24 protein-coding genes are annotated in these 26,008 nt (G+C 32.8%); 15 read left to right on the top strand and 9 right to left on the bottom strand.

From position 1 onward, the window contains the following. The 5 genes from OLM54_RS01095 to OLM54_RS01075 all read right to left on the bottom strand — a co-directional run bounded on the left by OLM54_RS01095 (position 1) and on the right by OLM54_RS01075 (position 5,091). Positions 1-1,317: a CDP-glycerol glycerophosphotransferase family protein gene (locus OLM54_RS01095; protein ID WP_264536774.1), complete on the bottom strand. Its 1,317-nt coding sequence runs from the start codon at positions 1,315-1,317 to the stop codon at positions 1-3. A gap of 16 nt (positions 1,318-1,333) precedes the next feature. Then, positions 1,334-2,446 carry a DegT/DnrJ/EryC1/StrS family aminotransferase gene (locus OLM54_RS01090; protein ID WP_264536773.1) on the bottom strand — a complete coding sequence of 371 codons (1,113 nt, stop codon included), beginning with the start codon at positions 2,444-2,446 and terminating at the stop codon, positions 1,334-1,336. Between the two features lie 15 nt (positions 2,447-2,461). Next, positions 2,462-3,439: a GNAT family N-acetyltransferase gene (locus OLM54_RS01085; protein ID WP_264536772.1), complete on the bottom strand. Its 978-nt coding sequence runs from the start codon at positions 3,437-3,439 to the stop codon at positions 2,462-2,464. 95 nt (positions 3,440-3,534) lie between these two features. After that, positions 3,535-4,137 carry a trimeric intracellular cation channel family protein gene (locus tag OLM54_RS01080; protein ID WP_264536771.1) on the bottom strand — a complete coding sequence of 201 codons (603 nt, stop codon included), beginning with the start codon at positions 4,135-4,137 and terminating at the stop codon, positions 3,535-3,537. Positions 4,138-4,347: 210 nt separating this feature from the next. After that, on the bottom strand, positions 4,348-5,091 hold the full coding sequence (locus OLM54_RS01075; protein WP_264536770.1) for an RDD family protein: 744 nt from the start codon (positions 5,089-5,091) through the stop codon (positions 4,348-4,350). Positions 5,092-5,111: 20 nt separating this feature from the next. Between OLM54_RS01075 and OLM54_RS01070 the strand changes: the two genes are divergently transcribed. The 15 genes from OLM54_RS01070 (at position 5,112) to OLM54_RS01000 (ending at position 21,276) form a co-directional block, all read left to right on the top strand. Continuing rightward, positions 5,112-6,089 carry a stage II sporulation protein M gene (locus tag OLM54_RS01070; RefSeq protein ID WP_264536769.1) on the top strand — a complete coding sequence of 326 codons (978 nt, stop codon included), beginning with the start codon at positions 5,112-5,114 and terminating at the stop codon, positions 6,087-6,089. Positions 6,090-6,102: 13 nt separating this feature from the next. Then, positions 6,103-6,873: a DUF4129 domain-containing protein gene (locus OLM54_RS01065; RefSeq protein ID WP_264536768.1), complete on the top strand. Its 771-nt coding sequence runs from the start codon at positions 6,103-6,105 to the stop codon at positions 6,871-6,873. Next, positions 6,866-8,074: a DUF4350 domain-containing protein gene (locus tag OLM54_RS01060; RefSeq protein WP_264536767.1), complete on the top strand. Its 1,209-nt coding sequence runs from the start codon at positions 6,866-6,868 to the stop codon at positions 8,072-8,074. The genes OLM54_RS01065 and OLM54_RS01060 overlap by 8 nt, the downstream gene beginning before the upstream one ends. A 174-nt stretch (positions 8,075-8,248) precedes the next feature. Further along, on the top strand, positions 8,249-9,262 hold the full coding sequence (locus OLM54_RS01055) for an AAA family ATPase (RefSeq protein WP_264536766.1): 1,014 nt from the start codon (positions 8,249-8,251) through the stop codon (positions 9,260-9,262). Positions 9,263-9,358: 96 nt separating this feature from the next. Next, entirely contained in the window at positions 9,359-10,690 is a 1,332-nt protein-coding gene (locus OLM54_RS01050) for a DUF58 domain-containing protein (protein ID WP_264536765.1), read from the top strand. A 129-nt stretch (positions 10,691-10,819) separates the two neighbouring features. After that, complete coding sequence (locus tag OLM54_RS01045; RefSeq protein ID WP_264536764.1) at positions 10,820-11,905, top strand: alkaline phosphatase family protein; 1,086 nt, start codon at positions 10,820-10,822, stop codon at positions 11,903-11,905. Positions 11,906-12,142: 237 nt separating this feature from the next. Then, the gene (locus OLM54_RS01040) at positions 12,143-12,931 is read left to right on the top strand and encodes a TrmH family RNA methyltransferase (RefSeq protein ID WP_264536763.1); all 789 of its coding nucleotides are present in this window, start codon (positions 12,143-12,145) and stop codon (positions 12,929-12,931) included. 218 nt (positions 12,932-13,149) lie between these two features. Next, a complete protein-coding gene (locus OLM54_RS01035) occupies positions 13,150-15,372 on the top strand; it encodes a RelA/SpoT family protein (protein ID WP_264536762.1) in 2,223 nt (740 codons plus the stop codon). Between the two features lie 93 nt (positions 15,373-15,465). Further along, positions 15,466-16,014 (top strand): hypothetical protein, encoded by a 549-nt coding sequence (locus OLM54_RS01030; RefSeq protein WP_264536761.1) that lies wholly within the window; start codon positions 15,466-15,468, stop codon positions 16,012-16,014. 184 nt (positions 16,015-16,198) lie between these two features. Then, positions 16,199-16,657, top strand: coding sequence for a Fur family transcriptional regulator (locus OLM54_RS01025; RefSeq protein WP_026981862.1), 459 nt, complete (start codon positions 16,199-16,201; stop codon positions 16,655-16,657). 95 nt (positions 16,658-16,752) lie between these two features. Then, entirely contained in the window at positions 16,753-18,024 is a 1,272-nt protein-coding gene (locus tag OLM54_RS01020; RefSeq protein ID WP_264536760.1) for an adenylosuccinate synthase, read from the top strand. A gap of 56 nt (positions 18,025-18,080) precedes the next feature. After that, positions 18,081-18,662, top strand: a complete 582-nt coding sequence (nudK, locus tag OLM54_RS01015) for a GDP-mannose pyrophosphatase NudK (RefSeq protein ID WP_264536759.1) — start codon at positions 18,081-18,083, stop codon at positions 18,660-18,662. A gap of 136 nt (positions 18,663-18,798) precedes the next feature. Further along, positions 18,799-19,686, top strand: a complete 888-nt coding sequence (locus OLM54_RS01010) for a L,D-transpeptidase (RefSeq protein ID WP_264536758.1) — start codon at positions 18,799-18,801, stop codon at positions 19,684-19,686. Between the two features lie 228 nt (positions 19,687-19,914). Further along, positions 19,915-20,421 carry a hypothetical protein gene (locus tag OLM54_RS01005; protein WP_264536757.1) on the top strand — a complete coding sequence of 169 codons (507 nt, stop codon included), beginning with the start codon at positions 19,915-19,917 and terminating at the stop codon, positions 20,419-20,421. 21 nt (positions 20,422-20,442) lie between these two features. After that, positions 20,443-21,276, top strand: a complete 834-nt coding sequence (locus OLM54_RS01000) for a DUF6263 family protein (RefSeq protein WP_264536756.1) — start codon at positions 20,443-20,445, stop codon at positions 21,274-21,276. Positions 21,277-21,336: 60 nt separating this feature from the next. Here the strand turns inward: OLM54_RS01000 and guaB are convergent, their stop codons facing one another. From guaB to OLM54_RS00980, 4 genes are all read right to left on the bottom strand, one after another. Next, positions 21,337-22,809, bottom strand: coding sequence for an IMP dehydrogenase (guaB, locus tag OLM54_RS00995; protein ID WP_264536755.1), 1,473 nt, complete (start codon positions 22,807-22,809; stop codon positions 21,337-21,339). A gap of 275 nt (positions 22,810-23,084) precedes the next feature. Further along, positions 23,085-24,485: a DUF5723 family protein gene (locus OLM54_RS00990; RefSeq protein ID WP_264536754.1), complete on the bottom strand. Its 1,401-nt coding sequence runs from the start codon at positions 24,483-24,485 to the stop codon at positions 23,085-23,087. Further along, positions 24,482-25,033, bottom strand: a complete 552-nt coding sequence (locus OLM54_RS00985) for a hypothetical protein (protein WP_264536753.1) — start codon at positions 25,031-25,033, stop codon at positions 24,482-24,484. Before OLM54_RS00985 ends, OLM54_RS00990 begins: the two co-directional genes overlap by 4 nt. A gap of 83 nt (positions 25,034-25,116) precedes the next feature. Further along, on the bottom strand, positions 25,117-25,983 hold the full coding sequence (locus tag OLM54_RS00980; protein ID WP_264536752.1) for a hydroxymethylglutaryl-CoA lyase: 867 nt from the start codon (positions 25,981-25,983) through the stop codon (positions 25,117-25,119). Positions 25,984-26,008 lie beyond the last annotated feature (25 nt).

Here is a 26,008-nt window from a genome sequence, read left to right as displayed (position 1 = left end):
TTACTCGAAAATCTGACTTTCTAAATAATTCATTATGTTTTGAGATGCCGTTAAATGATTCTTTTGTATTAAATTATTTTGTACAAAATCATTGCGTTTTTCTTTCATCAGGTCATTTTCATTCAGTACAACATTTTCAATAAAACCGATCAATTCTTCCTTATTTCTCGATTGATAATGCGCTGCAACAGCTTTTTCTCCAAAATCACTCCATTCTTTCATAACCGATTCATTTCTAATCATAAAAAGAGATGGTTTTCCTGTAATAAGATATTCAGCCATAAACGAGCCGCAATCATGAATTAAAGCATCCGATGTTAAAAATAAATCGCCATAATCTGAATTTTCAAACTGACCATTCTCTAAATTTATCCATTTATTGTAATATTCATCTGTTTTTTCTTTACCCCAATCCAAATCATTTTCCAGCTTAACTCTTAATAATGGATGTGGTTTAAAAGCTATTTGCAATTTGTCTTTGTAAATAACAGCCAATTCTAAAAACACATCAAAATATTCCAGAAAGTTAGATACTTTATTCATTTCTTTCATGGAATGATGCGGCGCCCAAATTATTTTTTTTAATACCGAATTTTTGTTTTTCCAAACCCCATTATCTGGCGTTTTATTAATCAATAATTGATCAAATCCCGGATAACCGGTTACAATGTTATTCTTTCCTTTATTGGTTTGTTTTTCAAACGCGATCTGTTGATGAATAGGCGTTTCAGAAAAAATTCTCCAAACGTGATTATGAAAATCTAAATTATAAAAAGCATCATAATTTGTAGTCATAATTGCATAAGGCACATAACAAGTCAACGTTTTTGAAAATTCTTTTATATAATACCTGTAATCCTGCAAACCTTCATATGGGTTTGTAAAAAAAACAATATCCGGAGAAAACGTCTTTTTTATATCTAAATATTCTCCCGTTACATCATCATACGTTTTAATCGCATTATATCCTTTTTTTGTAAAGGCGTCAAACGATTTATTCATTTCAAATAACATATTTTCCATACCGAAATTTACGGCTGGACAAACAAATATTTGAGGTTCGAATTTAGGATGCTGTAACATTAAATCAAAAAGCACATCGTATTTCCAAACTGATTCGTGAATCAAGAAGAACGCAACTTTTACCTTTTCTTTTTGCCGAACAATTTGCAGTGCTTTTTCGTGCTTTTTTTGTGCCCTTTCGATTTGATAATACTCATAGACAGCTTTTAATTTTGTAAAACGATAAACCTTAAAAAGTAAAATCCATATTTTCTCAGGTACGAATTTCTTAATAGTTAATTTTAAATTTGTCATATTAGTCAAATCAAAATTAATATTTATTAATAATTTCAATAACAAAACTAACTTCAGAATCTGTCAAAACCGGACTTATCGGCAAACTCAAAATTTCGTTATGAATTTTCTCTGTAATTGGAAAAGATAAATTATTCCAACCCAAAGTTTCAGTAGAAAATGCTTTCTGTTTATGTGGCGGAACAGGATAATGAATTACCGTTTGAATATCATTTTGCATTAAATAATCTTGTAAAGCTTCTCTATTTTGAGTTCGAATAACAAACAAATGAAAAACATGATTCTCAGAAAAATCCCAAAACGGAAACATAATCTTTTCGTTTTTAATTTCAGCTAAATAACGTTTTGCAATTGCGCGGCGTTTATCGTTATCAGCATCTAAATTGGGTAATTTCAAATTTAAAAATGCCGCCTGAATTTCGTCTAATCTTGAATTTACGCCAATATATTCGTTGTAATATTTTTGTTGAGAACCATAATTACGAAGCGAAAAAAGCACTTTTGCCAATTCCGGATCGTTTGTGGTTATTGCTCCGCCATCGCCCAGACAACCGAGATTTTTTCCGGGATAAAAACTGTAGGCTGCGCTTGATTGCAGATTGTTGATTTTAGATTTTAGATTGCTGATTGCTCCATGCGATTGGGCAGAATCTTCTACAATAATCAAGTTATTTTTTTCTGCAATTTCATTTATTTTTTCCATTTCAGCCAGTTGTCCGTATAAATGAACGACTAAAATGGCTTTTGTTTTTGAGGTGATTTTCTCCTGAACCAAATCAGGATTGATGTTGTAGGTTTCTAACTTTGGCTCGACCAAAACCGGAACTAAATCTGCTTGTAAAATAGCCAGAATACTGGCAATAAAAGTATTTGCAGGAACGATAACTTCATCGCCTTTTTGCAGTTTTCCTAATTGAATATAACCTTTAAAAATTAAAACCAAAGCATCAAAACCATTCCCTACGCCAATACAATAATCAGTTTTGCAGTATTCCGCAAAAGTTTTTTCGAACGTTTCAACTTCTTTTCCTAAAATATACCAGCCATTATGTAACACCAATTTCAGTTTTTCCTGAAAAGCAGTTTCGTATGGTTCATTTATTTTTTTAAGATCCAGAAATGGTATCATTTTATTTTTTATTTGTTAAACAAAAATACCATTTAACTTGTTATAATTTGAAGTTTCAACTTCGTAAAAATCATGAATTATAGTACTTGCGCCAAAACTCTCTTTCCAGTACGATAATCCTTCATTGAGATTTTTTCCCTGATTTTCATTTGAAATTCCAAAATCAAAAAAACGCTTTTCGGCAAATCGTTCCTGAATTAAATAATAAAATAAGTAATCTAAACTTCCCTGATTTTCCTCATTTTCATTTTTTGAAATATATTGGCAATGCGCAACCGTTTCGGTTTCAAAAACTGTAGTTCCTGCAACAATTTTATCTCCGGAATAAACATTAAACTGATGAATATTTTCAGGAAAAAAAGCTTTCAAAGAATTTATTTCTTCGATAGAATGAACTGGATTTGCGTTATGTTTTATTTTTAAATTCGGAATCAAAACTTCATTCCAAAATGACTCAAAATTATTTTGTTCTTTAATAATCAATTGATTTGAAACTGCTTTTTGAAAACCTCTTTTGCGAATTTTTGAAATTTTATTTTCCTGTTTTAAGTCAATAACCGAAAGAGAATCACGTCGTATTAATTTGGCTTCTGCCAAAAACAAACTGTATAAAATTTCATCAGAAGGTTTACGATGATAAATGGACGGAAGTGTTTTTAGCTGAAATTTTTGAATCTTATTTTCATTCAGAAAAAATAAAATATCGCGAAAAATTTCAATTACTGATGTCTGCTTTATTTTTTCAGTATAAACCAAACCGCCATACGTTAATCCCTGATGTGAATAGATTATTTCTTCAACTTTATTAGCTGGCAAAATAGCACTCAGTTTTTCATCTTCAAAAATTAAAAGAGAAAAATCCTCAAAACGATCCTGATGGTATTCCATAAAATCACGATGAAACAAAAACGTAGCATTTTTAGCCTGAGCGATAAACTCATTCCAGATTTTATAATCGTTTTGCTCGTATTTTTTAATGGTATACTTTGTCATTTTCTTGTCACAGATTTAAATGATTTTTTTAAATTAATACCTCAGAAAATCTTTTTTAATCCTTTAATCTGTGGCAAAATATCGGCTTTTAAATCTTATTTATGCTCAAATGCGGGTAAATACCATTTAAATTTTACTGCCATTAATCGAACTGTAATAATCACAATTGAAGTTACGAGATATAAAACATCATCTTCAAGATTCAGTTCCCTTAAACCAAAAAATACAATTCCGCCAAAAATGCAAATTGTGGCATAAATTTCTCTCCTGAATATTGTTGGAATTTCGGTACACAAAATATCCCTGATTACACCGCCAAAGCAAGCTGTCATTGTTCCTAAAGCGATACAAATAACAGGATGTAAACCCGTCATTAAACCTCTTTCAAGACCAATTAAAGTAAAAACGCCAAGTCCGATTGTATCAAATAAAAATAAAGAAGTACGAAGTTTATCAAACTTTTTTCTAAAAAGAATTGCAAGTCCAAAACCCAAAATAATCACGTAGACATATTGCAGATTCTGCATCCATCCCACCGGCGTTCTTCCTATTAAAACATCACGGAGCGTTCCGCCGCCAACTGCTGTTACAAAAGCAATAATGAAAACCCCAAACGGATCCAGTTTTTTATGCATTGCCGTTAAAGCGCCGGACATGGCAAAAGCCATTGTGCCGATAATATCTAATAAATGGAACATCTTTTTAGGTTCAAAGTTTAAAAGGTGCAGAGATACAAAGATTAAATTGCAACAAGGCATTCTTTTGGTTATTTTTTTGCATAAATCAGACTTATTTTTAACAAATAAAAAAACTGAATTCCAATTAAGTCAGCTAAAAATATTAATGTTTTACTTACAAACAAATTTAAGAAAACTTCTCGCCTAAACCATTCAAAACAAACGACTTAATTACATATTTTGCGTATAGAAATTATAATCTTTTAAAATTGTACGAAGAAAATCTTTCGAATTTCCCGATTGATTTTTAATTCCCGTTACACTTTCAATTTTAGAAACCAGTTTATGAATTGTTTCATAATCATCTTTAATATCCGCTTTTTGAAACGTTTCTTTAATAATTCTCATGTCATTATCAGACAATTTTATAACCAAAGGATATGTTGGTACATAAGCCTCGCCTATTTCTTCGAGAATCGTATGGCTAATATTAATTTTATTTTTTAAAGTAATAACCGCTGTTCCTGCAACCATGTCGCCTAAACGCTGTCCTTTTTTACTGTTAATTACCGTAATTAAAGCTACAATACCATAAAACAATGTTATATCAACCAGCCTAAAAAACCATCGCATTAAATAATCACCAAAACCAGCCTGATAACCATCAATTTTAACCACTTTTATTTTTACAATCTTTTTTCCAATGGTTTGCCCCTCAAAAATGCTTTCTAAAGTGATCGAATAAATGATTACCGGAAAATAAAAGAACAAAAGAATCGCCGCTCTTGACCACGAATCTAAATTTCCGAACAATCGATCCAATTCTGCCCAGTAAAAAATAATCCCCGAAACAACGATAATATAAGCCATTTTAATAGCAAAATCTATAAAGTAAGAACCAATTCGTTCCCCTGCAGATGCCGCTTTAAAATTTATTTTGACATTTTGTGTTGTATTAATTGATAATTCTGACATATTTTATATTTTAGCCTACAATGAGAGAAGTTGCCTTCATAAAACAAAATAAAGAAAAATGGCTGGAATTTGAGCTAGCTATTTTTGGTAAAGCTAAAAAAAATCCTGACGAGTTAGCTAATTTGTACATTCAAATGATGAATGACTTATCGTATGCCCAAACTTATTATCCAAAAAGTAAAACAGTAATTTACTTAAATCATCTTGCGTCGCAGATTTACCAGAAGATTTATAAAACAAAACGAGCCGAAAAAAACAGGTTTACAGAGTTTTTTAAAACTGAAGTTCCGTTATTAGTCTACGATTACAGAAGATATTTAATGTATGCTTTTGTTATGTTTTTTATAACCGTTGGCATTGGCGTAATTTCGGCGCGATATGATCAAAACTTTGTTCGCCTTATTTTAGGCGATGGATATGTAAATATGACGCTTGAAAACATTAAAAAAGGCGATCCTATGGCGGTTTACGGCTCCGGAAGTAATTGGGGAAGTTTCATTGGCATTACCATGAACAACTTGTATGTAGGCGCGAGATGTTACATTTACGGCATTTTTGGCGGACTTGGAACTTTTTATATTTCGCTGCAAAACTGCATTATGCTTGGTGCGTTTCAATACTTCTTTTACGATCAGAATGTTTTCTGGAAAAGTGTTCGCGGAATCTGGATTCATGGTTCTATGGAAATTTTTGCCATTGTAATCGAAACCGCAGCCGGATTTATTTTAGGAGCTTCAATCTTGTTTCCAAAGACTTTTTCGAGAATAAATTCATTTAAAATAGGTTTTAAAAACAGTTTCAAAATATTTCTGAGCACATTTCCATTCACGATTAGTGCCGGATTTCTGGAAGGTTTTATTACCCGATATTCCATCGATATGCCAAACTGGTTAAGCAGTTTAATTATCCTGGCAACACTTGGTATAATCTCTTTTTATTATTTGGTTTATCCTTTTATTGTATACAAAAAAACACAGCTACCCGCCAAATTGAATTAATCAGAAACCAATAATGAATAAAATTTTCTTCGTTTTATCTTTTCTTTTTTATTGCAGTATTTCAATTGCGCAGGACACTTTGGCTACAGCCGAACCAGTATCTGAATTTGTAAAATATGCCGAAAAAGATATTAAAATTGATTCCGATACTGTTAAAGCCAAAACATTCAAAAAAGATTTCAAGAAAAAATACAAAGATTCTGATTTTGTTTACGAAGTCAAACCACCAGAAAAAAACGCCTGGGATTATTTTAAAGAATGGCTCGCCAGTATTTTCAGAAGCATTTTTACTTTTAAAGATCCGGATGCATCATTCAATCTTGTAGCAATTTTTCTGAAAGTAATCGCTGCCATCATTGTTATTTTCGTGATTTATTTAATTGTAAAAGCGATAATTGCCAAAGATGGACAATGGATTTTTGGAAAAAATGCACATAAAAAAACCGTCTATTATTCTGATATTGAAAAAAATATTCACCTTTTAGACTTCGAAAAACTTATTAAAGAAAGTATTGCATCCGGCGAAAGAAGAATCGCTATTCGATACTATTATCTTTGGTTATTGAAAGTCATGGCGCAAAATCATTATATAAAATGGGATATTGAAAAAACCAATTCTGATTATTTATACGAACTTCAAAGACCTGCGCACAGGGAAGAATTCATGTATTTATCGTATTTGTACAATCATATTTGGTATGGCGAATTTGAAATCGATGAAACCACTTTTATAAAAACCGAAAACCGATTTAAGAAATCTATAAAAACCTTTAGCAATGAGTAAATCCATCAAAATTTATATTGCTATTTTACTTGTAGTTTTCGCAGTGATTTTAATAGCAGATCGTAATCAGTCAAAACCAATTGATTGGCGCCCAACTTATTCTGTCAATGACAAAATCCCATTTGGATTGTATGTTTTTGATAAGGAAATCAACGGGCTTTTAAAAAATCAAAAAATAGAAAGAGTTTCTGCCATAACGCCTTACGAGTTTTTAGATTCAAAATATGTTCCCGATACAACAGCAGGAAAATACAAAATAAAAGGTACTTTTTTAAGTATTTCAGAATATGGTGAAATTGACGATCAGTCGATTACAGAACTTTTTTATTTTGTTTCGCACGGAAACAATGCTTTTTTGAGCATGAAAACATTTCCGAAATCCTTATTAGACAGTTTAAAAATTGAAATCAATTCAAGTTTTCTAAACACAAAAATAAACTCTGTTTGGCTCGCCAATAAAAAACTAAATTCAAAAAAATATCCCATAACCGAAAAAGAAATCGAAAACAATTATTTTTCGAAAATTGATACTTTAACCACAACAGTTTTAGGCTATCAGGGAAATGAAGATAAAAAACAAATTGATTTTATTAAAGTGCCTTATGTCAACGGATATTTTTATCTGCACATGCAGCCCGTGGCTTTTACAAATTATCATTTATTAAAAAAAGACCATTATCAATATGCAGAAAGTGTACTTTCGTATCTTCCAAAAGGAAATATTTACTGGTATACAAAAGGACAAAACGGTGAATCGATTTCAGACTCGCCTTTGCGTTATATTATGAGTCAGCCGGCATTAAAATGGGCGTGGTATTTATTTTTAATCGGGATTCTGATTTTTATTATTTTCAACGCAAAACGAAAACAAAGAGTTGTTCCGATATTAAAACCGTTGCCAAATTTAACGCTTGATTTTACAAAAACAATCGGAAATTTATATTATCAGGAAGGCGATCACGATAATATTATTGATAAAAAAATCATTTATTTCCTCGAAAGAATTCGAAATGAATATCTAATTGATACAACAAAATTAGATGATGATTTTATCAAAAAAATGCATCACAAATCAGGAAAAGATGAAAACGATATTCGGGAACTTGTATTTTTGATCAACGAACATCGAAAAAGTTATCACGGAAGTCTCGAAGAAGATTTAATCAGAATTAATAATGCAATCGAGAAAGTTTTACATTAAATAACAATACGATTTTATTGTCATTTCGACGAAGGAGAAATCACACAAGAAAAGAACACAAAGTAAATCACACAAACAAAGAAAAATCGTTGTGGAATACTGGGTGTGATTTCTCCTTCGTCGAAATGACAAAAAGAAAAACAATAATTCAATCAAAAGAAAACAGACCAAAACATGGACGATTTTAATACACCAGAAACAGAAATCACGAACGAAAACGTGAATTTTGAAACCAGAATAAACCTTACTCCGCTTTTAGAGCATGTTAACAGCATTAAAAAAGAGCTTGAAACCGTTATTGTAGGTCAGCATAAAATGATCGATCAGCTTTTGGTTGCCATTTTATCAAACGGACACGTTTTGCTAGAAGGTGTTCCCGGAGTTGCAAAAACCATTACGGCAAAATTATTATCAAAAACGCTGAATATTGGCTTTAGCCGAATTCAGTTTACGCCGGATTTAATGCCTTCGGATATTTTAGGAACTTCAATTTTTAACCTGAAAAGTTCAGAATTTGAATTTAAGCAAGGACCTATTTTCTCCAATTTAATTTTAATTGACGAGATCAACCGTGCGCCTGCCAAAACACAAGCTGCACTTTTTGAAGTAATGGAAGAACGCCAGATTACAATTGATGGTTCTGCGTATCAGCTTGAAACTCCGTTTTTGGTTATTGCGACACAAAATCCAATTGAGCAGGAAGGAACGTACCGTTTACCGGAAGCGCAATTAGACCGTTTTTTATTCAAAATTTCAATTGATTATCCAAAATTAGACGAAGAAATCCTCATCATTCAAAGAGAACATTTATTACAGGATCACGGAAAACTAGAAGCAATAAAAACGATTCTTTCTGCCGAGGAAATAAAAGGATATCAGGCTTTAATCAAACAAATTAGAGTAGAGCAAAATTTATTGGAATATATTGCGAGAATCGTGGTAAACACAAGAGAAAATGCTTTTTTATATTTAGGAGCTTCACCTCGTGCTTCGATCGCAATTTTGAACGCTGCCAAAGGTTTTGCAGCCATTCGCGGTCGTGATTTCGTAACTCCCGAAGATATTAAAGAAGCTTCAACGCCAGTTTTACAACACCGCGTTATTGTCGCTCCTGAACGTGAAATGGAAGGAATTACAAGCGCAGAAATTATTAAACAAATTATTGAAACAGTAGAAATACCGAGGTAAGTTTTCAGTCTCAGTCTCAGTTCTCAGTATTAAACTCAAACTGAAAAACTGAGACTGAAAACTGAGACTGAAGACTGAAAACCGAAAACTAAAAAAATGAAATTCATAAAAAGTCTATATCTCAACAACTTCTTTTTCTATGTGCTTTTGGGTATTATAGGATTGTTTGTTTGCGCTTTTATTTTTCCAAATTTATATAACGGAGTCTGGTTTATTATTTTGGTATTAATCACTTTTTTGGGACTTGATATTTTGATTTTATATTTGGCTAAAACCGGAATTGAAGCTTCGAGGGAAATGCCTGAAAAACTTTCAAACGGCGATTTAAATCCCATAAATATTTCGATCAAAAATCATTATACATTTCCAGTTTCGATTAAAATTATTGATGAAATCCCGTTTCAGTTTCAGGTACGTGATTTTAAAATTTTAAGAAATATAAAAGCTTCCGGTCACGATAAAATTGGATATGATTTACGCCCGACTGAACGTGGAGAATATTACTTTGGAAATTTAAATATTTACGTTTCTTCTCCTTTAAAACTAATTTCAAGAAGATTTACTTTTGATAAAGATAAAATGGTGCCAACGTATCCGTCTTATATTCAATTGAGAAAATACGATTTACTGGCTTTTTCGAATAATTTATACCAATACGGAATCAAAAAAATTCGCCGAATTGGTCACACCATGGAATTTGAACAAATTAAAGAATATGTTCAGGGCGACGATCTTCGAACTTTAAACTGGAAAGCAACCGCCAAGAAAAATGCTTTGATGGTCAATCAGTTTCAGGACGAAAAATCACAATCGGTTTATTTGGCGATTGATAAAGGACGCGTCATGCAAATGCCTTTTAATGGTTTGAGTTTACTTGATTATGCGATAAATTCGACTTTGGTTCTCGCCAATGTAATTTTGAAAAAACAAGATAAAGCGGGAATTTTTGCATTCTCTAAAAAGGTCGAAAACAGAGTTTTTGCCGAAAAAAGAGGTTCGCAAATGCAGAAAATCCTCGAAACTTTATACAACATTAAAACTGACTTTTTCGAAAGTGATTACAGCCGTTTGTATGTTGATATCAAGAAAAATATCAACCAGAGAAGTTTGATTATTTTATATACCAATTTTGAAACTATGGATGGTTTAAACCGCCAAATGCCCTATTTAAAAGGAATTGCAAAAAGTCATTTATTAGTGGTTGTTTTTTTTAGTAACACAGAATTAAACGAGATCATCAATAAAAAAACGGACACGATTCAGGAAGTTTACGATAAAGTAATTGCAGAAAAATTCATGTTTGAAAAACGTTTAATCGCAAACGAACTTAAAAAATACGGAATTCATTCGGTATTAACCCAACCTGAGAATTTAACTCTGGATGCTATTAATAAATATTTGGAAATTAAGGCAAGAGGAATTTTATAAAATGTGAAATGGTATGTTGTGAAAATGTAAAATAAGTATTACCAAGCTATCAAGTTCATAAATAACATGTAAGAATGACCAAAAATCTTTGAACCTTTGTTTCTACGAACTTTTGTAACTCGAAAAAATATGAAAAAAGCATTTTTACTCTTATTTGTTTTAGTCAGTTTCCTGTCACATGCACAAAAAACAGAAAACATTATTGTTATAACCACAGATGGTTTTAGATGGCAGGAAGTTTTTAAAGGAATAGACGCTGAAATTGCCAATGATAAAAACTTCAATCAGGGCGACAGCATTTATATTTATAAAAAATACGGAAGTGCCGATTTCAAAGAACGCCGCCAAAAACTAATGCCTTTTTTATGGTCTGAAATTGCGACAAAAGGGCAAATTTATGGCAATCGTGATTTAGGAAATAAAGTTGATGTTTCAAATCCGTATTGGTTTAGTTATCCGGGATACAGTGAAATTTTTACGGGAAATGTAGATCTTCTTGTAAACTCAAATGCGTATAAACCAAATCCAAACGTGAATGTTTTGGAGTTCTTAAATAAACAGCCAAAATTAAAAGGAAAAACAATCGCTTTTGGCGCATGGGATGCTTTTGACCGAATTTTGAATGAAAAAAGAAGTGGTTTTCCTGTAATTTCTGCCTTCGATAAAGTTGGAGGAAACAAGCCAACGGCAACTCAGAAATTACTAAATGAAATGCGTGACAATTCGTTTAAGCCTTTTCATGAAGATGAATGTCTCGATGTTTTCACACATTATGAAGCGCTGAACGAACTTAAAACCAACAAACCAAAAGTTCTTTATATTTCGTATGGCGAAACCGACGAATGGGCACATTCAGGACATTACAGATCGTATCTTGACGCTGCAAATCAGGTTGATAAATGGATTAAGGAAATTTGGAATTTTGTACAAAACGATCCGCAATATAAAAACAAAACGACTTTGTTAATTACCGTCGATCACGGTCGCGGTGACAAAGTAAAATCAGAATGGACAAGTCACGGCGAAAAAATTGTCGGTGCATCTCAAATTTGGTTTGCTGCAATTGGACCGGAAATTGCTCCAAAAGGCGAAATCAAAACAGATTCGCAATTATACCAAAAACAATTTGCGCAGACTATTGCCAAAATTATGGGCTATACTTTTACAGCCGATCATCCTGTTGAAAAAGAAGTAACGGAATTGTTTGAGAAATAAGATTTTTTGCCACGAATTAATTTTTTAAATTGATACTTTCTATGCTAGTTCTGTCATTTCGACCGAAGGGAGAAATCGCACTAGAAACTTACACACAGTACGTCGCTCTCCGTATGTGATTTCTCCTCCGTCGAAATGACAAGATTCCTTAACACATTTTGGATTCGTGTAAAAACCTTGCAGGACGAAAAAAACCTCTGTACCTTTGCTCCTTTGCAACTTTGAGCCTTAAAAAAAATGAAACAAATCACTTCAATTCAAAATCCGTTTATAAAATCGCTTGTTTTATTGCAGGAAAAAGCAAAAGCCCGCAAACAAACCGGAACATTTTTGATTGAAGGATTACGTGAAATTTCCCTAGCCATAAAAGGCGGTTACGAAATAGAAACGGTCTTGTTTTTACCTGAATTAGTTTCAGAAAATGAAATCAATAAGTTGGTAAAATCACCCATACAAATGATAGAAATCAATAAAGAAGTCTATCAAAAACTGGCATATCGCGATACAACCGAAGGAATTTTAGCGATAGCCAAAACCAAATCGCTGCAATTATCTGATTTAAAATTATCTGAAAATCCGCTGATTTTGGTGGCTGAAGCACCGGAAAAACCAGGAAATATCGGCGCGCTTTTGCGTACTGCCGATGCTGCAAATCTGGACGCCGTTTTAATTGCAAATCCCAAAAGTGATTTATACAATCCAAATATCGTTCGCTCAAGTGTTGGCTGTTTGTTTACCAACCAAATTGCAACCGGAACGACAGCCGAAATTATTACTTTTTTGAAAGAAAAAAAGATTGATTTTTACTGCGCTACTTTACAGAATTCAACTTCATATCATACCCAAAATTTTACTACTCCAACCGCTTTGGTTGTTGGCACAGAAGCAACCGGATTAACGCAGGAATGGCGTGATGCCGCAACTCAAAACATCATAATACCGATGCAGGGAGAAATTGACAGCATGAATGTTTCTGTTGCTGCCGCAATTTTAATTTTTGAAGCAAAAAGACAGAGAGGGTTTTAGTTTTGTTCTGAGGTTCAGAGGTGCAAAGGTACAAAGGGTCAAATTAAAAACCTGCGGTTTTACTTTATTTATTTTTAAACAAAAGTTTATTATTTATATTGTCAGACTGAGCCAAAATCTACCCTCTAAAATCAGAAATCTAAAATCTAAAATCAACAATCCATTCCCTTGCGTATGTTCAAACTTATTCCTATTTTTAGTACTTGAACTATGCCGTTATGATAGAAATAGATATTGAAAAAGAAAATAAAGCAATTGCGCAGGAATACAAAGAATTACTTCGAATTAGCTACCAAACTTTAAGCCCAACTGATAAAAAACTGATCCGAAAAGCTTTTGATGTTGCTGTTGATGCTCATAAAGAGCAACGACGCAAATCTGGAGAAGCGTATATCTTTCATCCTATTGCAGTTGCAAAAATTGTTGCCTCAGAAATTGGTCTGGGAGCGACCTCTATTGCCGCGGCTTTATTGCATGATGTTGTCGAAGATACGCCTATGACGGTTGAAGATATCGAGAGATTATTCAATCCAAAAGTAGCACAATTAGTTGAAGGTCTGACTAAAATTTCGATGGTTCAAAAAGACCTGAATGCCTCAATGCAGGCAGAGAATTTCAGAAAAATGATTCTGACTTTGAACGATGATGTTCGCGTTATCCTGATCAAATTGGCAGATCGTTTGCACAATATGCAAACTATGGATTCGATGGCGGAATACAAACAGACTAAAATCGCCTCTGAAACTTTATATATCTATGCACCTCTTGCCCATCGTTTGGGACTTTATAATATTAAAACCAAACTCGAGGATCTTGGTTTAAAATATACTGAACCTGCCGTTTATGATGATATTGTTAGCAAGATCAGAGAAACTAAAGAAGAACAAGATGCTTATATCAAAGACATTTCAGATGTTTTAAAGAAATCATTAGACAAGGAAGAAATTGATTATATTATAAAAGGACGTCCGAAATCTATTTATTCGATTCGTCGAAAAATGCGCGCCCAAAATGTAAGTTTTGATGAAGTTTACGACAAATTTGCCCTTAGAATTGTTTATAAAGCAGATCCGCATGACGAAAAGTTTGTCGCGTGGAAAATATATTCGATCGTAACAGATCATTACAGACCAAGCCCAAGTCGTTTGCGTGACTGGATTTCATCACCAAAATCAACTGGTTATGAAGCTTTGCACATTACCGTTATGGGACCAAAAGGACGTTGGGTCGAAGTTCAGGTTCGAAGTGAACGTATGGATGAAATTGCTGAAAAAGGGTACGCAGCACATTATAAATACAAAAACGGTGCAACCGAAGAAAGCGGTTTGGATGTCTGGCTGAATTTACTTCGTGAAGCACTGGAAAATCAGGAAACGAATGCAGTAGATTTTGTCGAAGATTTTAAAATGAATTTATATTCAAAAGAAATCTTTGTTTTTACGCCAAAAGGAGAAATTAAATCGTTGCCAAAAGGCGCTACTTCACTGGATTTTGCGTTTAGTATTCATTCTGAAATTGGAATTAAAACCAGAGGAACGCGTGTAAACGGACGTTTGGTTCCGCTAAATCATGAACTGAAAAGCGGCGATCAGGTTGAAGTTATTACATCGGCAAATCAAAAACCAACCGTAAACTGGCTGGAATATGTAACGACTTCGAGAGCGAAAAATAAAATTAAAAACGTTCTTAACGAAAACACTAAAAAAATTGCCGAAGAAGGAAAAGAATTACTGACCAGAAAACTAAAACACTTAAAAATAACGATTAGTGAACAGGTTATCAACGAATTGGTAAACTTTTTTAAACTGAAAACAAGTTTAGATTTATTTTACAGAGTTGGAATTGGCGCTATAGAAAATCAGCAATTAAAAGATTACGCAGCCCAAAAAGGCAATACAATTATCAATTTCTTTAAAAATAAAATCAAGAGAAATAAGGATACAACCGCTTCAGATGATATTCATAAACCTGTAATTAGCAGCAATTACGACATGTTGGTTTTTGGAACTGAACATGATAAACTCGATTACAAACTTTCGCAATGCTGTAATCCAATTCCGGGCGATGATGTTTTTGGTTTTGTAACCATAAACGAAGGAATTAAAGTTCATAAAAAAGATTGTCCAAATGCCATTGGTATGCAATCTAATTATGCGTATCGTATTATGAGTGCCAAATGGATTGATTCTTCACAAGAGGAATTTAAAGCCATTATCAACATTACAGGAATGGATGTTTTAGGACTTACAAATCAGTTAACAAAAGTGATTTCGAACAATATGAGCGTTAATATTCAGAGTATTTCGTTGAGTACGGATGCCGGAATTTTTCACGGTCAGATTGCGGTTATTGTAAAAAATAATACGATTTTGAAAAAAATGATTAATGCCATTAAAAAAGTTGATGGTGTTGATAAAGTGACTCGTGAATACAGAACATAAATCAGTCGAAAGTTTAAAGTCTTAAAGTCAAAAAGAGAATAGAATACTATATCCTGACTATTTTACTTAAATTATTGATATAAATATTTTTTCATGAAAACCAATTCCTTAGAAATAGAAATTCCTAAAGTAAATTTTGACGAAAATGGCGAACTTTTAATTGTCGCTTCTGCATCTTCTTCAAAAGATGATTTCGATTTTTTTCAGGGAAAATCTGTTATCAAAAATAAAAAACTAAAAAAAAGATTTGCAAATTGTACGGAATGGATCGAGTTTCCGTCAACGCAGGAAATGTATAAAATCCTAAACGGAATTGGTAATATTGATAATTTTCTTGCCACTTTTGACGGTGAACCTTTTGAAGGAATGACTGTAAGATTATTTAATCCTTTAACCAGATTATGGAGTATTTATTGGGCAGATTCAAGTACAGGAACTTTAGACAAACCTGTTGTGGGTTCTTTTGAAAATAAAATAGGTCATTTTTTTTCGAAAGACATCTTTGAAGGAAAAAATGTAATTCAGGTTTTTCGCTGGGATGCGCGAGATGAAAATAATCCGGTTTGGAGTCAGGCAATGTCTGATGATAAAGGAAAAACCTGGGAATGGAACTGGTTCATGTACATGTCAAAAACTAGCTAAAAATTTGTTAGTTTTATCATAAATAAAATTAATTATGTTAATTAAGTTCGATTGAACTTTCTGAAATTTATCGTCGCAAAAGCCTGTATTTTATGCTATAATTCTAATCGAATACAGATTTGAACGTTAAACTTTAAACCCGAAACTTTTATTCATTAAAAATAAAAATTTATCTTTGCCGGATATGACACTCATTTCAACTGACAACACTAAAAATCAAGAAATTGTAAAAAATGTTTTTACAATGTATCTTGAACAAAAAGGGCATCGCAAAACTCCTGAGCGTTATGCTATACTTCAGGAAATTTACGATAGCGAAGAGCATTTTGATATAGAAAACCTTTATATCAAAATGAAGAACAAAAACTATCGTGTGAGTAGAGCAACTTTATACAACACGATCGAGTTATTGTTAGACTGCGCATTGGTTAGAAAACATCAATTTGGGCAAAATCAGGCTTACTACGAAAAATCGTATTTCGACAAGCAGCATGATCATATTATCATGACTGATTCTGGCGAAGTAATCGAATTTTGCGATCCAAGAATTCAAACCATCAAAAAAACAATCGAAGAAATATTTGATATCGAAATTACGAATCATTCACTTTATTTCTACGGAAACAAAAAACAAAAACAATAATCCAAGAAAGGAATTATTCAAAAAATAAAAAAAAGAAAATTAACTACATTAATCAGTGGGGGAATTTAGATTGCCTCAACGCAAATTAAAACAGAATGACCGTAGATTTATTACTAGGATTACAATGGGGAGATGAAGGTAAAGGAAAAATTGTTGACGTTCTTACCTCAAATTATGATATTATTGCGCGTTTTCAAGGAGGACCAAATGCAGGACATACATTAGAATTTGACGGAATTAAGCACGTTTTAAGAACCATTCCTTCTGGAATTTTTCATAAAAAATCAGTAAATATCATCGGGAATGGTGTTGTAATTGATCCGGTAGTTTTTCAAAAAGAAATTGAAGGTTTAGCAAAATTCAACCTTGATATCAAAAACAAATTGATCATTTCAAGAAAAGCCCATTTAATTTTACCAACACACCGTTTACTTGATGCAGCTTCTGAAGCATCAAAAGGAAAAGCAAAAATTGGTTCTACTCTTAAAGGAATTGGTCCAACTTATATGGACAAAACCGGTAGAAATGGTATACGTGTTGGTGATATCGAATTAGAAGATTTTAAAGATCGTTACAGAGCTTTGGCTGACAAGCATGAAGCAATGATCGCTTTTTATGATGTTGCAATTCAATACAACTTAGCTGAACTTGAAAAAGAGTTTTTTGAAGCTATTGAAGAATTAAAAAAATTAGATTTTATTGATAGTGAAGAATATATGTACCAGGCTCAAAAAGCGGGTAAATCTATTTTATGCGAAGGAGCTCAGGGATCTTTATTAGATGTTGACTTTGGAACTTATCCTTTTGTAACTTCTTCAAATACTACTGCTGCCGGAGCTTGTACTGGTTTAGGAATTGCTCCTAACAAAATCAAAGAAGTTTACGGAATTTTTAAAGCTTACGTTACACGTGTTGGTAGCGGTCCATTCCCTACTGAACTTTTTGACGAAGTTGGTGCAACAATGGCAAGAGTTGGTAACGAATTTGGATCTGTTACAGGAAGACAAAGACGTTGTGGCTGGTTAGACCTTGTTGCTTTAAAATATGCTGTTCAGGTAAACGGAGTTACTCAGTTAATGATGATGAAAGGCGATGTTCTTTCAGGATTTGAAACTTTGAAAGTGTGTACTGAATACAACTATAAAGGACAAATTATTTCTCACTTTCCTTACAACATCGAACCGGAAAACGTGACTCCTGTTTATAAAGAATTTAAAGGATGGAAAGCAGATTTAACGGGATTGACTACTTATGATCAATTACCAATCGAGCTAAAAGAATATATCGAGTTTATTGAAAAAGAGGTTGGAGTGCCAATTAAAATTGTATCTGTTGGACCAGACAGAAAGCAAACAATAACGAAATAACAAACACTAAACGCTCTGATAACCAGGGCGTTTTTTTATACAAAACATTTCTAATTATGAAAAATCCAGAAATTAAGGTTACTGAAACCAAGTTGTTATCAGATAATTGGTATATATTAAACAAGGTAACTTTTGACTACCAAAAGAAAGATGGCACAGTAGAATCTCATATTCGTGAAGTTTATGACCGCGGAAACGGAGCTGCCATTTTATTATATAATTCGAATAAAAAAACGGTTATTCTAACAAGACAATTTCGTTTACCAACTTATCTTAACGGTAATAAAACGGGAATGATGATCGAGGTTTGCGCCGGACTTTTAGATCAGGATAATCCTGAAGAAGCTGTTATTCGCGAAACTGAGGAAGAAACAGGTTATCGTTTAACAAAAGTTCAAAAAGTAATAGAAACTTATATGTCTCCGGGTTCTGTAACAGAAATTCTGTACTTATTTGTTGGTGAATATGATCAAAGCATGAAAGTAAATGATGGCGGCGGATTAGATGCGGAACAGGAAAATATTGAAGTTTTAGAATACACTTTTGATGAAGCATATTCTATGATTGAATCTGGTGAAATTACAGATGCGAAGACTATTATGCTTTTGCAGCATGCTAAAATAAAGGGTTTGATTTAGATTTTAACATTCGATTTTAAAATTAATTTATATGAATATTTATTTCTGAAATGTTAATCAAATAAACAATTCAAAAAATTGTGTAACCGATTTAAGAAGGTAAAAAAATAACTTTACTCAACTAAAAATTCCAATTATGAGAAAGTTATATTACACATCAAATATTTTGCTTTTATTAATTTTAACTATGTTGATTTCTTGTAAAGAAAGTAAAACCACCAGAGATAATACCGAAGAAGCAAAACCGCATAAAACTATTGAATATAAAAAACCAGCTTCGTCTGTTAGTTTTCATTTTGAGAAAACAAAACAATGGCTTGAAGCTAATAAAAGCGATTCTACCAAACTTGATATTGTTTACGCCATAAACAGAACCGATAAAGCTAATTTTGCTAAAATGGATTCTGTTGTAATTCCTTCTGATTTTACCGGAGATTTACCTTATTATCTTCCGTTTCCAATTCATGTTTCAAATTTAGACAGCGTTTCAAAAGTGCTTATTTTTTCTTATCCAACGCAAACATTTGCTGCTTATGAAAACGGACAACTTGTTTATACCGGACCAACAAATATGGGTAGAAAAAAAGATCCAACACCAACCGGATTATTTTTTACCAACTGGAAAGCAGAAAAAACAACGAGTACTTTTAATGACGAATGGGACTTAAAATGGAATTTTAATATTGAGAATAAACTTGGAGTTGGTTTTCATGAATATGAATTACCTGGTTATCCGGCTTCACATTCTTGTTTGCGTTTGCTTGAAAAAGACGCCAAATATTTATACAAATGGGCTGATGAATGGATTTTGAAAGATAAGGAAAACGTAAAAGTAAAAGGAACACCGGTAATTGTTTTTGGTTCTTATCCTTTTGGCGATCCAAAACCTTGGTATGCACTGGTTAATGATGCAAAAGCATTGGATATTTCCGAATCAAATATTGAAAAAGAAACGCAGCCTTTTATTCAAAAAATTATGGATAATCAAAAAGTAAGAACAGGCGAACAGGCTGTTTCTCCATAAAAATATTGTTTTTCTACGCCAAAAAGCCAATGCAATTTTTAAAAAGATTGTGCTGGCTTTTTATTTGCAATAAAATCGAATTCTAACTTGCCTTATTTTTTATAAACTTAGGACAGAATTAAACAAAAACGGTCTTGCTTTTAAATAAATAATCTCTTAAATATTTGAGTCTAAGTTATTTTAATTTGCTATTTTCGTCTTATATATTATCACCCAATCTTACATAAAATGTCAAAAAATCTACTTTTCCTATTTTTAATGTCCGGCTTTTTTTCAATGGCGCAAAAAGCTGCAACCAATTCGCAAACTGAGACTTATACAAGTCGTAAAGAACTTTACCATATAAACTACAATCCTGATCATTGGGTAAAAAACCCGGAATCAGAAAGTTGGGATGTTGAATTTCATGATAAATACAATCTGGTAAATGCTTATTTTATTGAATATGACTATTTTATATCTGATAAAAAGCTCAAATCTACTATTGAAGATGAATATAAAGAGTTTGGAAAAGTAAAAAATCTAAAAATTTATAAGAAAAAAATAAACGCCATAACCGTAAATTACTTTGAATGTGAATTAGATTACAATGATTATCTATATAAATATCAAGGCTTTATATACAACGGAAAAGGTGGTTCTATACAAATGCAATTTGGCGCTCAGGCAGAAGCAATAGAGCAAAATCAAAATCTAATTGATGAATTAAACAATGGGATTTCGATTGTTGAATAAATAGAGAAATACCTTCAAAACATGAAAAATATACTTTTGTTTATTCTGATTTCTGTTCCTTTTTTTAATTATGGGCAATCAGATAAAATTCTTGATTTTAAAATTGCTTATTCACCGCAGGCAACGTACAGACAAGTGGTTGAACAATCATCAGAAACAGAACTTTATTATATTGCTGCCGATAGTATTTTGGAAGTTCTAAAAAGTCGTGGAGTTGAAAATCCGACCAGAGCAAAAAGTATAACATTAATAGAAAGTAATATTAAAACAGGGAAAGAAGCAAAAGATGGGAATTTTCCCGTAATTATTGAATTTCTTAAATCGACAAATTCAGAACAAAAAGCATCAATTATTCCTGATGGAACTCTTATTTACGGAAAAGCGTCTTTATCAACTATGCCTCAATTAGATTCAATTGTTTCAAAAGGCATGGATGAATCATTCAAAAAAAGCCTTCTTGAAATGATGCAAAAAACCTTTTCTCAGATTGCACTTCCTGAAAAGAAAATGAAAGTTGGAGAATCATTTTCGCAAGAAAATCCGCTCAATATTCCAATTGCCGGAATGAGTTTCGATATGCAAATAACTACTATTTATAAATTAATAAGTATTGAAAGTCAAACTGCTAATTTTGAGATTGTACAAAAATATACTGCAAACATTTCAGATCAAAAATATAATATAGAAGCCAGTGGAAATGGTAATGGAAAATTAAGATATGACATTCCAAATCATTTTGCTAATCAATATATTTTAGATATTGATCTTGTTTTTGATTTAAAACAAGATGCTTTCAGTTTGAAAGTAAATTCAAAAAGTGGTTTTAATCAAACAGTTCAAATCACCAAAAATTAAATAAAAAAAGGCATAAGAAACTAAATCTTATGCCTTTTGTTTTATAAGGAAAGCTAAAAATTATCTTGAATAATTTGGAGCTTCTTTTGTAATAGTAACATTATGCGGGTGACTTTCTGTAATTCCGCTTGACGTGATTCTAACAAAACGTCCGGTTTCCTGTAAAGTCGGAATATCTTTTGAACCACAGTATCCCATTCCGGCACGAAGACCTCCAATAAACTGAAGCATACTTTCGTTTAATTCTCCTTTGTAAGGAACTCGTCCAACAATTCCTTCGGGAACTAATTTTTTAACATCGTCTTCAACATCCTGAAAGTAACGATCTTTTGAGCCGGTTTGCATCGCTTCAACAGATCCCATTCCGCGGTATGATTTGAATTTTCTTCCTTCAAAAATAATAGTTTCTCCCGGAGATTCTTTTGTTCCTGCTAATAATGAACCTAACATTACACAATCAGCACCTGCAGCAATTGCTTTAGGAATATCTCCTGTATAACGAATTCCACCATCTGCAATAACCGGAACTCCCGTTCCTTTAATCGCTGCAGCTACTTCAAGAACTGCAGAAAATTGAGGAAAACCAACACCTGCAACGATACGTGTTGTACAGATAGAACCGGGACCAATTCCTACTTTTACACCATCGGCACCATTGGCAACTAAATATTTAGCAGCTTCCGGAGTTGCAATGTTTCCAACAATTACATCAATATTTGGGAATTTTGTTTTTATTTGTTTTAGTGTATTTACCACACCTTCTGTATGTCCGTGAGCTGTATCGATAATGATTGCGTCTACACCTGCAGCAACTAATGCTTCGGCTCTTTGCACTGCATCGCCAGTAACTCCAATGGCTGCGGCAACTCTTAAACGACCATAAATATCTTTATTTGCAATTGGTTTTTGAGTTAATTTGGTAATATCTCTAAAAGTAATTAAACCAACTAATTCGTTATTTGCATTTACAACCGGTAATTTTTCGATTTTGTGTCCTTGTAAAACTACTTCGGCTTGTTCTAGTGAAGTTCCTTCGGCAACAGTAACTAAGTTTTTACTTGTCATTACCTCGATGATTGGTCTTGCTCCGTTTTTTTCGAAACGTAAATCACGGTTTGTAACAATTCCTTTTAAAATTCTGTTTTCATCAACGATTGGAATTCCGCCAATTCCGAATTCTTTCATGGCATTTTTTGCATCTGCAATGGTTGAATTCATTGGCAAAGTTACCGGATCGATAATCATTCCTGCTTCTGCACGTTTTACTTTTCTAACCTTCGCCGCTTGTTGCTCGATGGTCATATTTTTATGTAAAACACCAATCCCGCCTTCTTGCGCCATAGCGATTGCCATTGCACTTTCGGTAACGGTATCCATAGCAGCTGATACTATTGGAACGTTTAGTGTTATGTTTCTTGAAAATTTTGATTTGATACTCACTTCGCGAGGAAGCACATTCGAGTAGTTAGGTACTAATAATACATCATCGTAAGTTAAACCTTCGCCGATGATCTTGGAGTTGTGTGCTATCATGTTGCAATTTCTAGTTGAATTGCGTGCAAATATAATGAATAAATTGGAAACTTGAATACTAACTTTTTCTTAATTTTCTGTGTACGAGAAAGTTCTTACAAATAAATATGATCCAAAATTGAAATTCCAAATTCGAAATCCTGCTGTTTTTTTCACCATATAAGCTATATAAGTAAATCTAAAATTGAAGCTGCTGAATAAGTCTTGCTCTTTTTTTTACGCATAATTAATTTATGATTTACCGTAAAATAATATGAACTTATATGGTGAAAAATTTAATCTTTAGAATCAGGAAAAATAAAATTTAAGCCGAATTGAAATGCGATACTATTGGCCTTCGAAACATCTTTATACTCAAAAACATTATCGACGAGAGCATAAATATTAAATTTTCCAATGGTTCCCGAAAGCCCCAATCCGATATTTGTATGAGAATAAGCATCAAAAGTATAAGTGGCTTTGACATCTAATTTTTCGAAAATACTTCGTTGGTAAAAAGCCGTTACTGCCACAAAAGGTTCTCTTGGCATGCTCATTATAAACAATTGTCCTCCAACAGCATTCATGTATTTACGTTTAACGGATCCTTTGCAATTACAATCATCTCCAAATCGTGATTCTCCAAAAGAATATTGAATAGAAGAATAAAATTTTACAGGTCGCCAGGTGGTGTATTTGTTATAAAGTGTATCGCGCGGAATGGCTTTGTCAAACTCATCAAATACATTTTCGGGATCATCTGTAGTATCAAAATTTGGATTGACGCCGTTATAAGTGTATTGCCCTTTATAGGTTAATGTTTCGATATCTTTTGTATGGGTTATAAAACCAAAATCGACAATACTTGCTGTAAATTGAAGATTTTCTTTAAAATAATACGTAAGTCCGGCATCTAAACCAAGACCTAAACTTCCGTTGAAGAAAGTATTATTGGCGATATCTTTGGCAATATTTCCGTCGTATTCGTCTTTTGTAAAACTGGAAATTCCGGATGTTTTAAGTTCTAAATTTGACGAAATTACCTGATTGTAAATATTTGGCGTTCCTATGTTTTGACCTGTATAAATAAAGCCTGAATTTTTGGTAGATGTGGCGTTTGCACCGCTTGAATAAATTTTAGCGCGACCGCCTAAAACCAGTTTTTCGCTCATTTTTTTATGAAGTCCGATATGAAATACCGACAGCACTTCGGCCCTCAGATTTAAATCCGCCAGATTGAAGGATTTACCAATGTGATTTTGATTTCCGTCTAATGCTAAAACGGCAAGATCTTTTGGCATATAAAGCAAAAAATCAAATTCCTGATAAGCACCAAATGAAATATAGGTATTGCTTTTTTCGCCCCCAATTCTAAATCCGCCAGAAAATAATTCGAGTTGCTGATTGATTTGTGTTTTATCATTACTGGAAGATTTATTGATAATATTGCGGACTTTGTCATTAAAATCTACTCCATTATTCGCAAATAAATCATACGCAGAAAAACTGCTCGAACCTAAATTTGCCGAAACTCCGGATAATAACGGAATCCCGAAATAATATTTATATGAAACGTCAGCACCCGGATTTACAAGTAATGACTGCGGAATTGCCGTAAAATTATATAAGACTTCTTTGTTTTGAGAAAAACAAGCAAGCTGAAAAGTAATAACCAGAAATATGCAAATTTTTCTCATTCGATTTCCATATAAACAGTTGCACTTGAATGTAATTTTAAATTACCTACACTATTTTGATTCAAAGGAGGTCCTGACGCAATCCTGACTATAAAACCAATTTTAGTAGCTTGTTTTAAAATATCTAATCTTTGATTTTCAAATACTTCCGGTGGATATTTAATAATATTTGAACCTCCGGTATAAGCGGGAATTTGAAAAGTTGAAGTATCAAGAATTTCATTACTATCGTTAAGGAGTATTATTGCAACAGAAAATGCCCTGTTTATCGTGTTTTCAATCTCAAAATTAAATTCGGCTTTTTTTAGATGTTTATTAAAAAACTTATTTTTTAATACATCAAAACCATCAACATCAAAGGCGATTTGTCCTTCTCCGTTGTCAATAATTTTATTTGCAGGAAGATCAAAATAAGCCAGATTTGCTACAAAAACAGGTTCTAACTTTAAATCTTTAACCTGATCGAAATCTAAATCACTCGAACAGGAAAAAAATAAAGATGCTGCAATTAAAACTTTCGAAACGCTGTTGATGAAGTTTAATTTCATGGTTAAAATATCTTTTGGATAATAAGAAACAACGTTGATTTACTGAGTCTTATTATTCATGAGTAGTAAATGTACTACTTTTTTTAATGATATTTTCCAAATAATTTTGAAGCTTCGTTATAGGCACTTTCAAAGCTTAATGAATTTAATCCTGTCGTTTTTTTATTGGATGTAAAATAAGAAATCAGCTTTTCTGTTGGCATATTTCCAGTCAGTTTATCCGTTGCCATCGGGCAGCCGCCAAAACCCTGAATTGCGCCATCAAAACGAGTACAGCCTGCTTTTGATGCGGCTTCAATTTTTTCGAACCAGCTATTTGGTGTGGTGTGCAAATGTGCACCAAATTCGATTTGAGGATATTTTGGAATTAAATTCGAAAAAAGATAGGTAATAACTTCGGGCGTCGAGCTGCCAACTGTATCAGAAAGTGATAAAATTTTCACGCCCATTTTGGAGAGTTTCTCCGTCCACTCGCCTACAATTTCAACATTCCACGGATCTCCGTACGGATTTCCAAAACCCATTGAAAGATAGGTTACGACTTCTTTGTTTTTTTTATCGGCAATTTCAAGAATTTCTTCAAGTGTAATTAAAGATTCTGCGATTGTTTTGTGCGTATTTCGCATCTGGAAATTCTCAGATATAGAAAAAGGAAAACCTAAATATTGAATCGGTTCGTGTTCTGATGCTAATGCCGCGCCTTGTGTATTGGCAATTATAGCCAATAATTTACTGGTGGTTTGCGACAAGTCAAGCTGCGCCAAAACTTCGGCTGTATCCTGCATTTGCGGAATCGCTTTTGGAGATACAAAACTCCCGAAATCAATAGTATCAAAACCCACTCTAAGCAAAGCTTGTATGTATGAAACCTTATTCTTGGTTGGAATAAAAGTTTTGATACCCTGCATGGCATCCCGCGGACATTCGATAATTTTGATTTCTTTATTCAAAGCTTATTCTTTTGTGAATGCTAAG

Source organism: Flavobacterium sp. N1736, assembly GCF_025947065.1.
GTDB lineage: Bacteria > Bacteroidota > Bacteroidia > Flavobacteriales > Flavobacteriaceae > Flavobacterium.
The sequence above is the reverse complement of the archived record's forward strand: the minus strand, read 5'-3'. Positions and strand labels throughout refer to the sequence as shown.

Excerpts from the sequence above, each read along its gene's own strand:
- OLM54_RS01095 (WP_264536774.1), bottom strand. The coding sequence starts at position 1,317 with ATGACAAATTTAAAATTAACTATTAAGAAATTCGTACCTGAGAAAATA.
- OLM54_RS01090 (WP_264536773.1), bottom strand. The coding sequence starts at position 2,446 with ATGATACCATTTCTGGATCTTAAAAAAATAAATGAACCATACGAAACT.
- OLM54_RS01085 (WP_264536772.1), bottom strand. The coding sequence starts at position 3,439 with ATGACAAAGTATACCATTAAAAAATACGAGCAAAACGATTATAAAATC.
- OLM54_RS01080 (WP_264536771.1), bottom strand. The coding sequence starts at position 4,137 with ATGTTCCATTTATTAGATATTATCGGCACAATGGCTTTTGCCATGTCC.
- OLM54_RS01075 (WP_264536770.1), bottom strand. The coding sequence starts at position 5,091 with ATGTCAGAATTATCAATTAATACAACACAAAATGTCAAAATAAATTTT.
- OLM54_RS01070 (WP_264536769.1), top strand. The coding sequence starts at position 5,112 with ATGAGAGAAGTTGCCTTCATAAAACAAAATAAAGAAAAATGGCTGGAA.
- OLM54_RS01065 (WP_264536768.1), top strand. The coding sequence starts at position 6,103 with ATGAATAAAATTTTCTTCGTTTTATCTTTTCTTTTTTATTGCAGTATT.
- OLM54_RS01060 (WP_264536767.1), top strand. The coding sequence starts at position 6,866 with ATGAGTAAATCCATCAAAATTTATATTGCTATTTTACTTGTAGTTTTC.
- OLM54_RS01055 (WP_264536766.1), top strand. The coding sequence starts at position 8,249 with ATGGACGATTTTAATACACCAGAAACAGAAATCACGAACGAAAACGTG.
- OLM54_RS01050 (WP_264536765.1), top strand. The coding sequence starts at position 9,359 with ATGAAATTCATAAAAAGTCTATATCTCAACAACTTCTTTTTCTATGTG.
- OLM54_RS01045 (WP_264536764.1), top strand. The coding sequence starts at position 10,820 with ATGAAAAAAGCATTTTTACTCTTATTTGTTTTAGTCAGTTTCCTGTCA.
- OLM54_RS01040 (WP_264536763.1), top strand. The coding sequence starts at position 12,143 with ATGAAACAAATCACTTCAATTCAAAATCCGTTTATAAAATCGCTTGTT.
- OLM54_RS01035 (WP_264536762.1), top strand. The coding sequence starts at position 13,150 with ATGATAGAAATAGATATTGAAAAAGAAAATAAAGCAATTGCGCAGGAA.
- OLM54_RS01030 (WP_264536761.1), top strand. The coding sequence starts at position 15,466 with ATGAAAACCAATTCCTTAGAAATAGAAATTCCTAAAGTAAATTTTGAC.
- OLM54_RS01025 (WP_026981862.1), top strand. The coding sequence starts at position 16,199 with ATGACACTCATTTCAACTGACAACACTAAAAATCAAGAAATTGTAAAA.
- OLM54_RS01020 (WP_264536760.1), top strand. The coding sequence starts at position 16,753 with ATGACCGTAGATTTATTACTAGGATTACAATGGGGAGATGAAGGTAAA.
- nudK (WP_264536759.1), top strand. The coding sequence starts at position 18,081 with ATGAAAAATCCAGAAATTAAGGTTACTGAAACCAAGTTGTTATCAGAT.
- OLM54_RS01010 (WP_264536758.1), top strand. The coding sequence starts at position 18,799 with ATGAGAAAGTTATATTACACATCAAATATTTTGCTTTTATTAATTTTA.
- OLM54_RS01005 (WP_264536757.1), top strand. The coding sequence starts at position 19,915 with ATGTCAAAAAATCTACTTTTCCTATTTTTAATGTCCGGCTTTTTTTCA.
- OLM54_RS01000 (WP_264536756.1), top strand. The coding sequence starts at position 20,443 with ATGAAAAATATACTTTTGTTTATTCTGATTTCTGTTCCTTTTTTTAAT.
- guaB (WP_264536755.1), bottom strand. The coding sequence starts at position 22,809 with ATGATAGCACACAACTCCAAGATCATCGGCGAAGGTTTAACTTACGAT.
- OLM54_RS00990 (WP_264536754.1), bottom strand. The coding sequence starts at position 24,485 with ATGAGAAAAATTTGCATATTTCTGGTTATTACTTTTCAGCTTGCTTGT.
- OLM54_RS00985 (WP_264536753.1), bottom strand. The coding sequence starts at position 25,033 with ATGAAATTAAACTTCATCAACAGCGTTTCGAAAGTTTTAATTGCAGCA.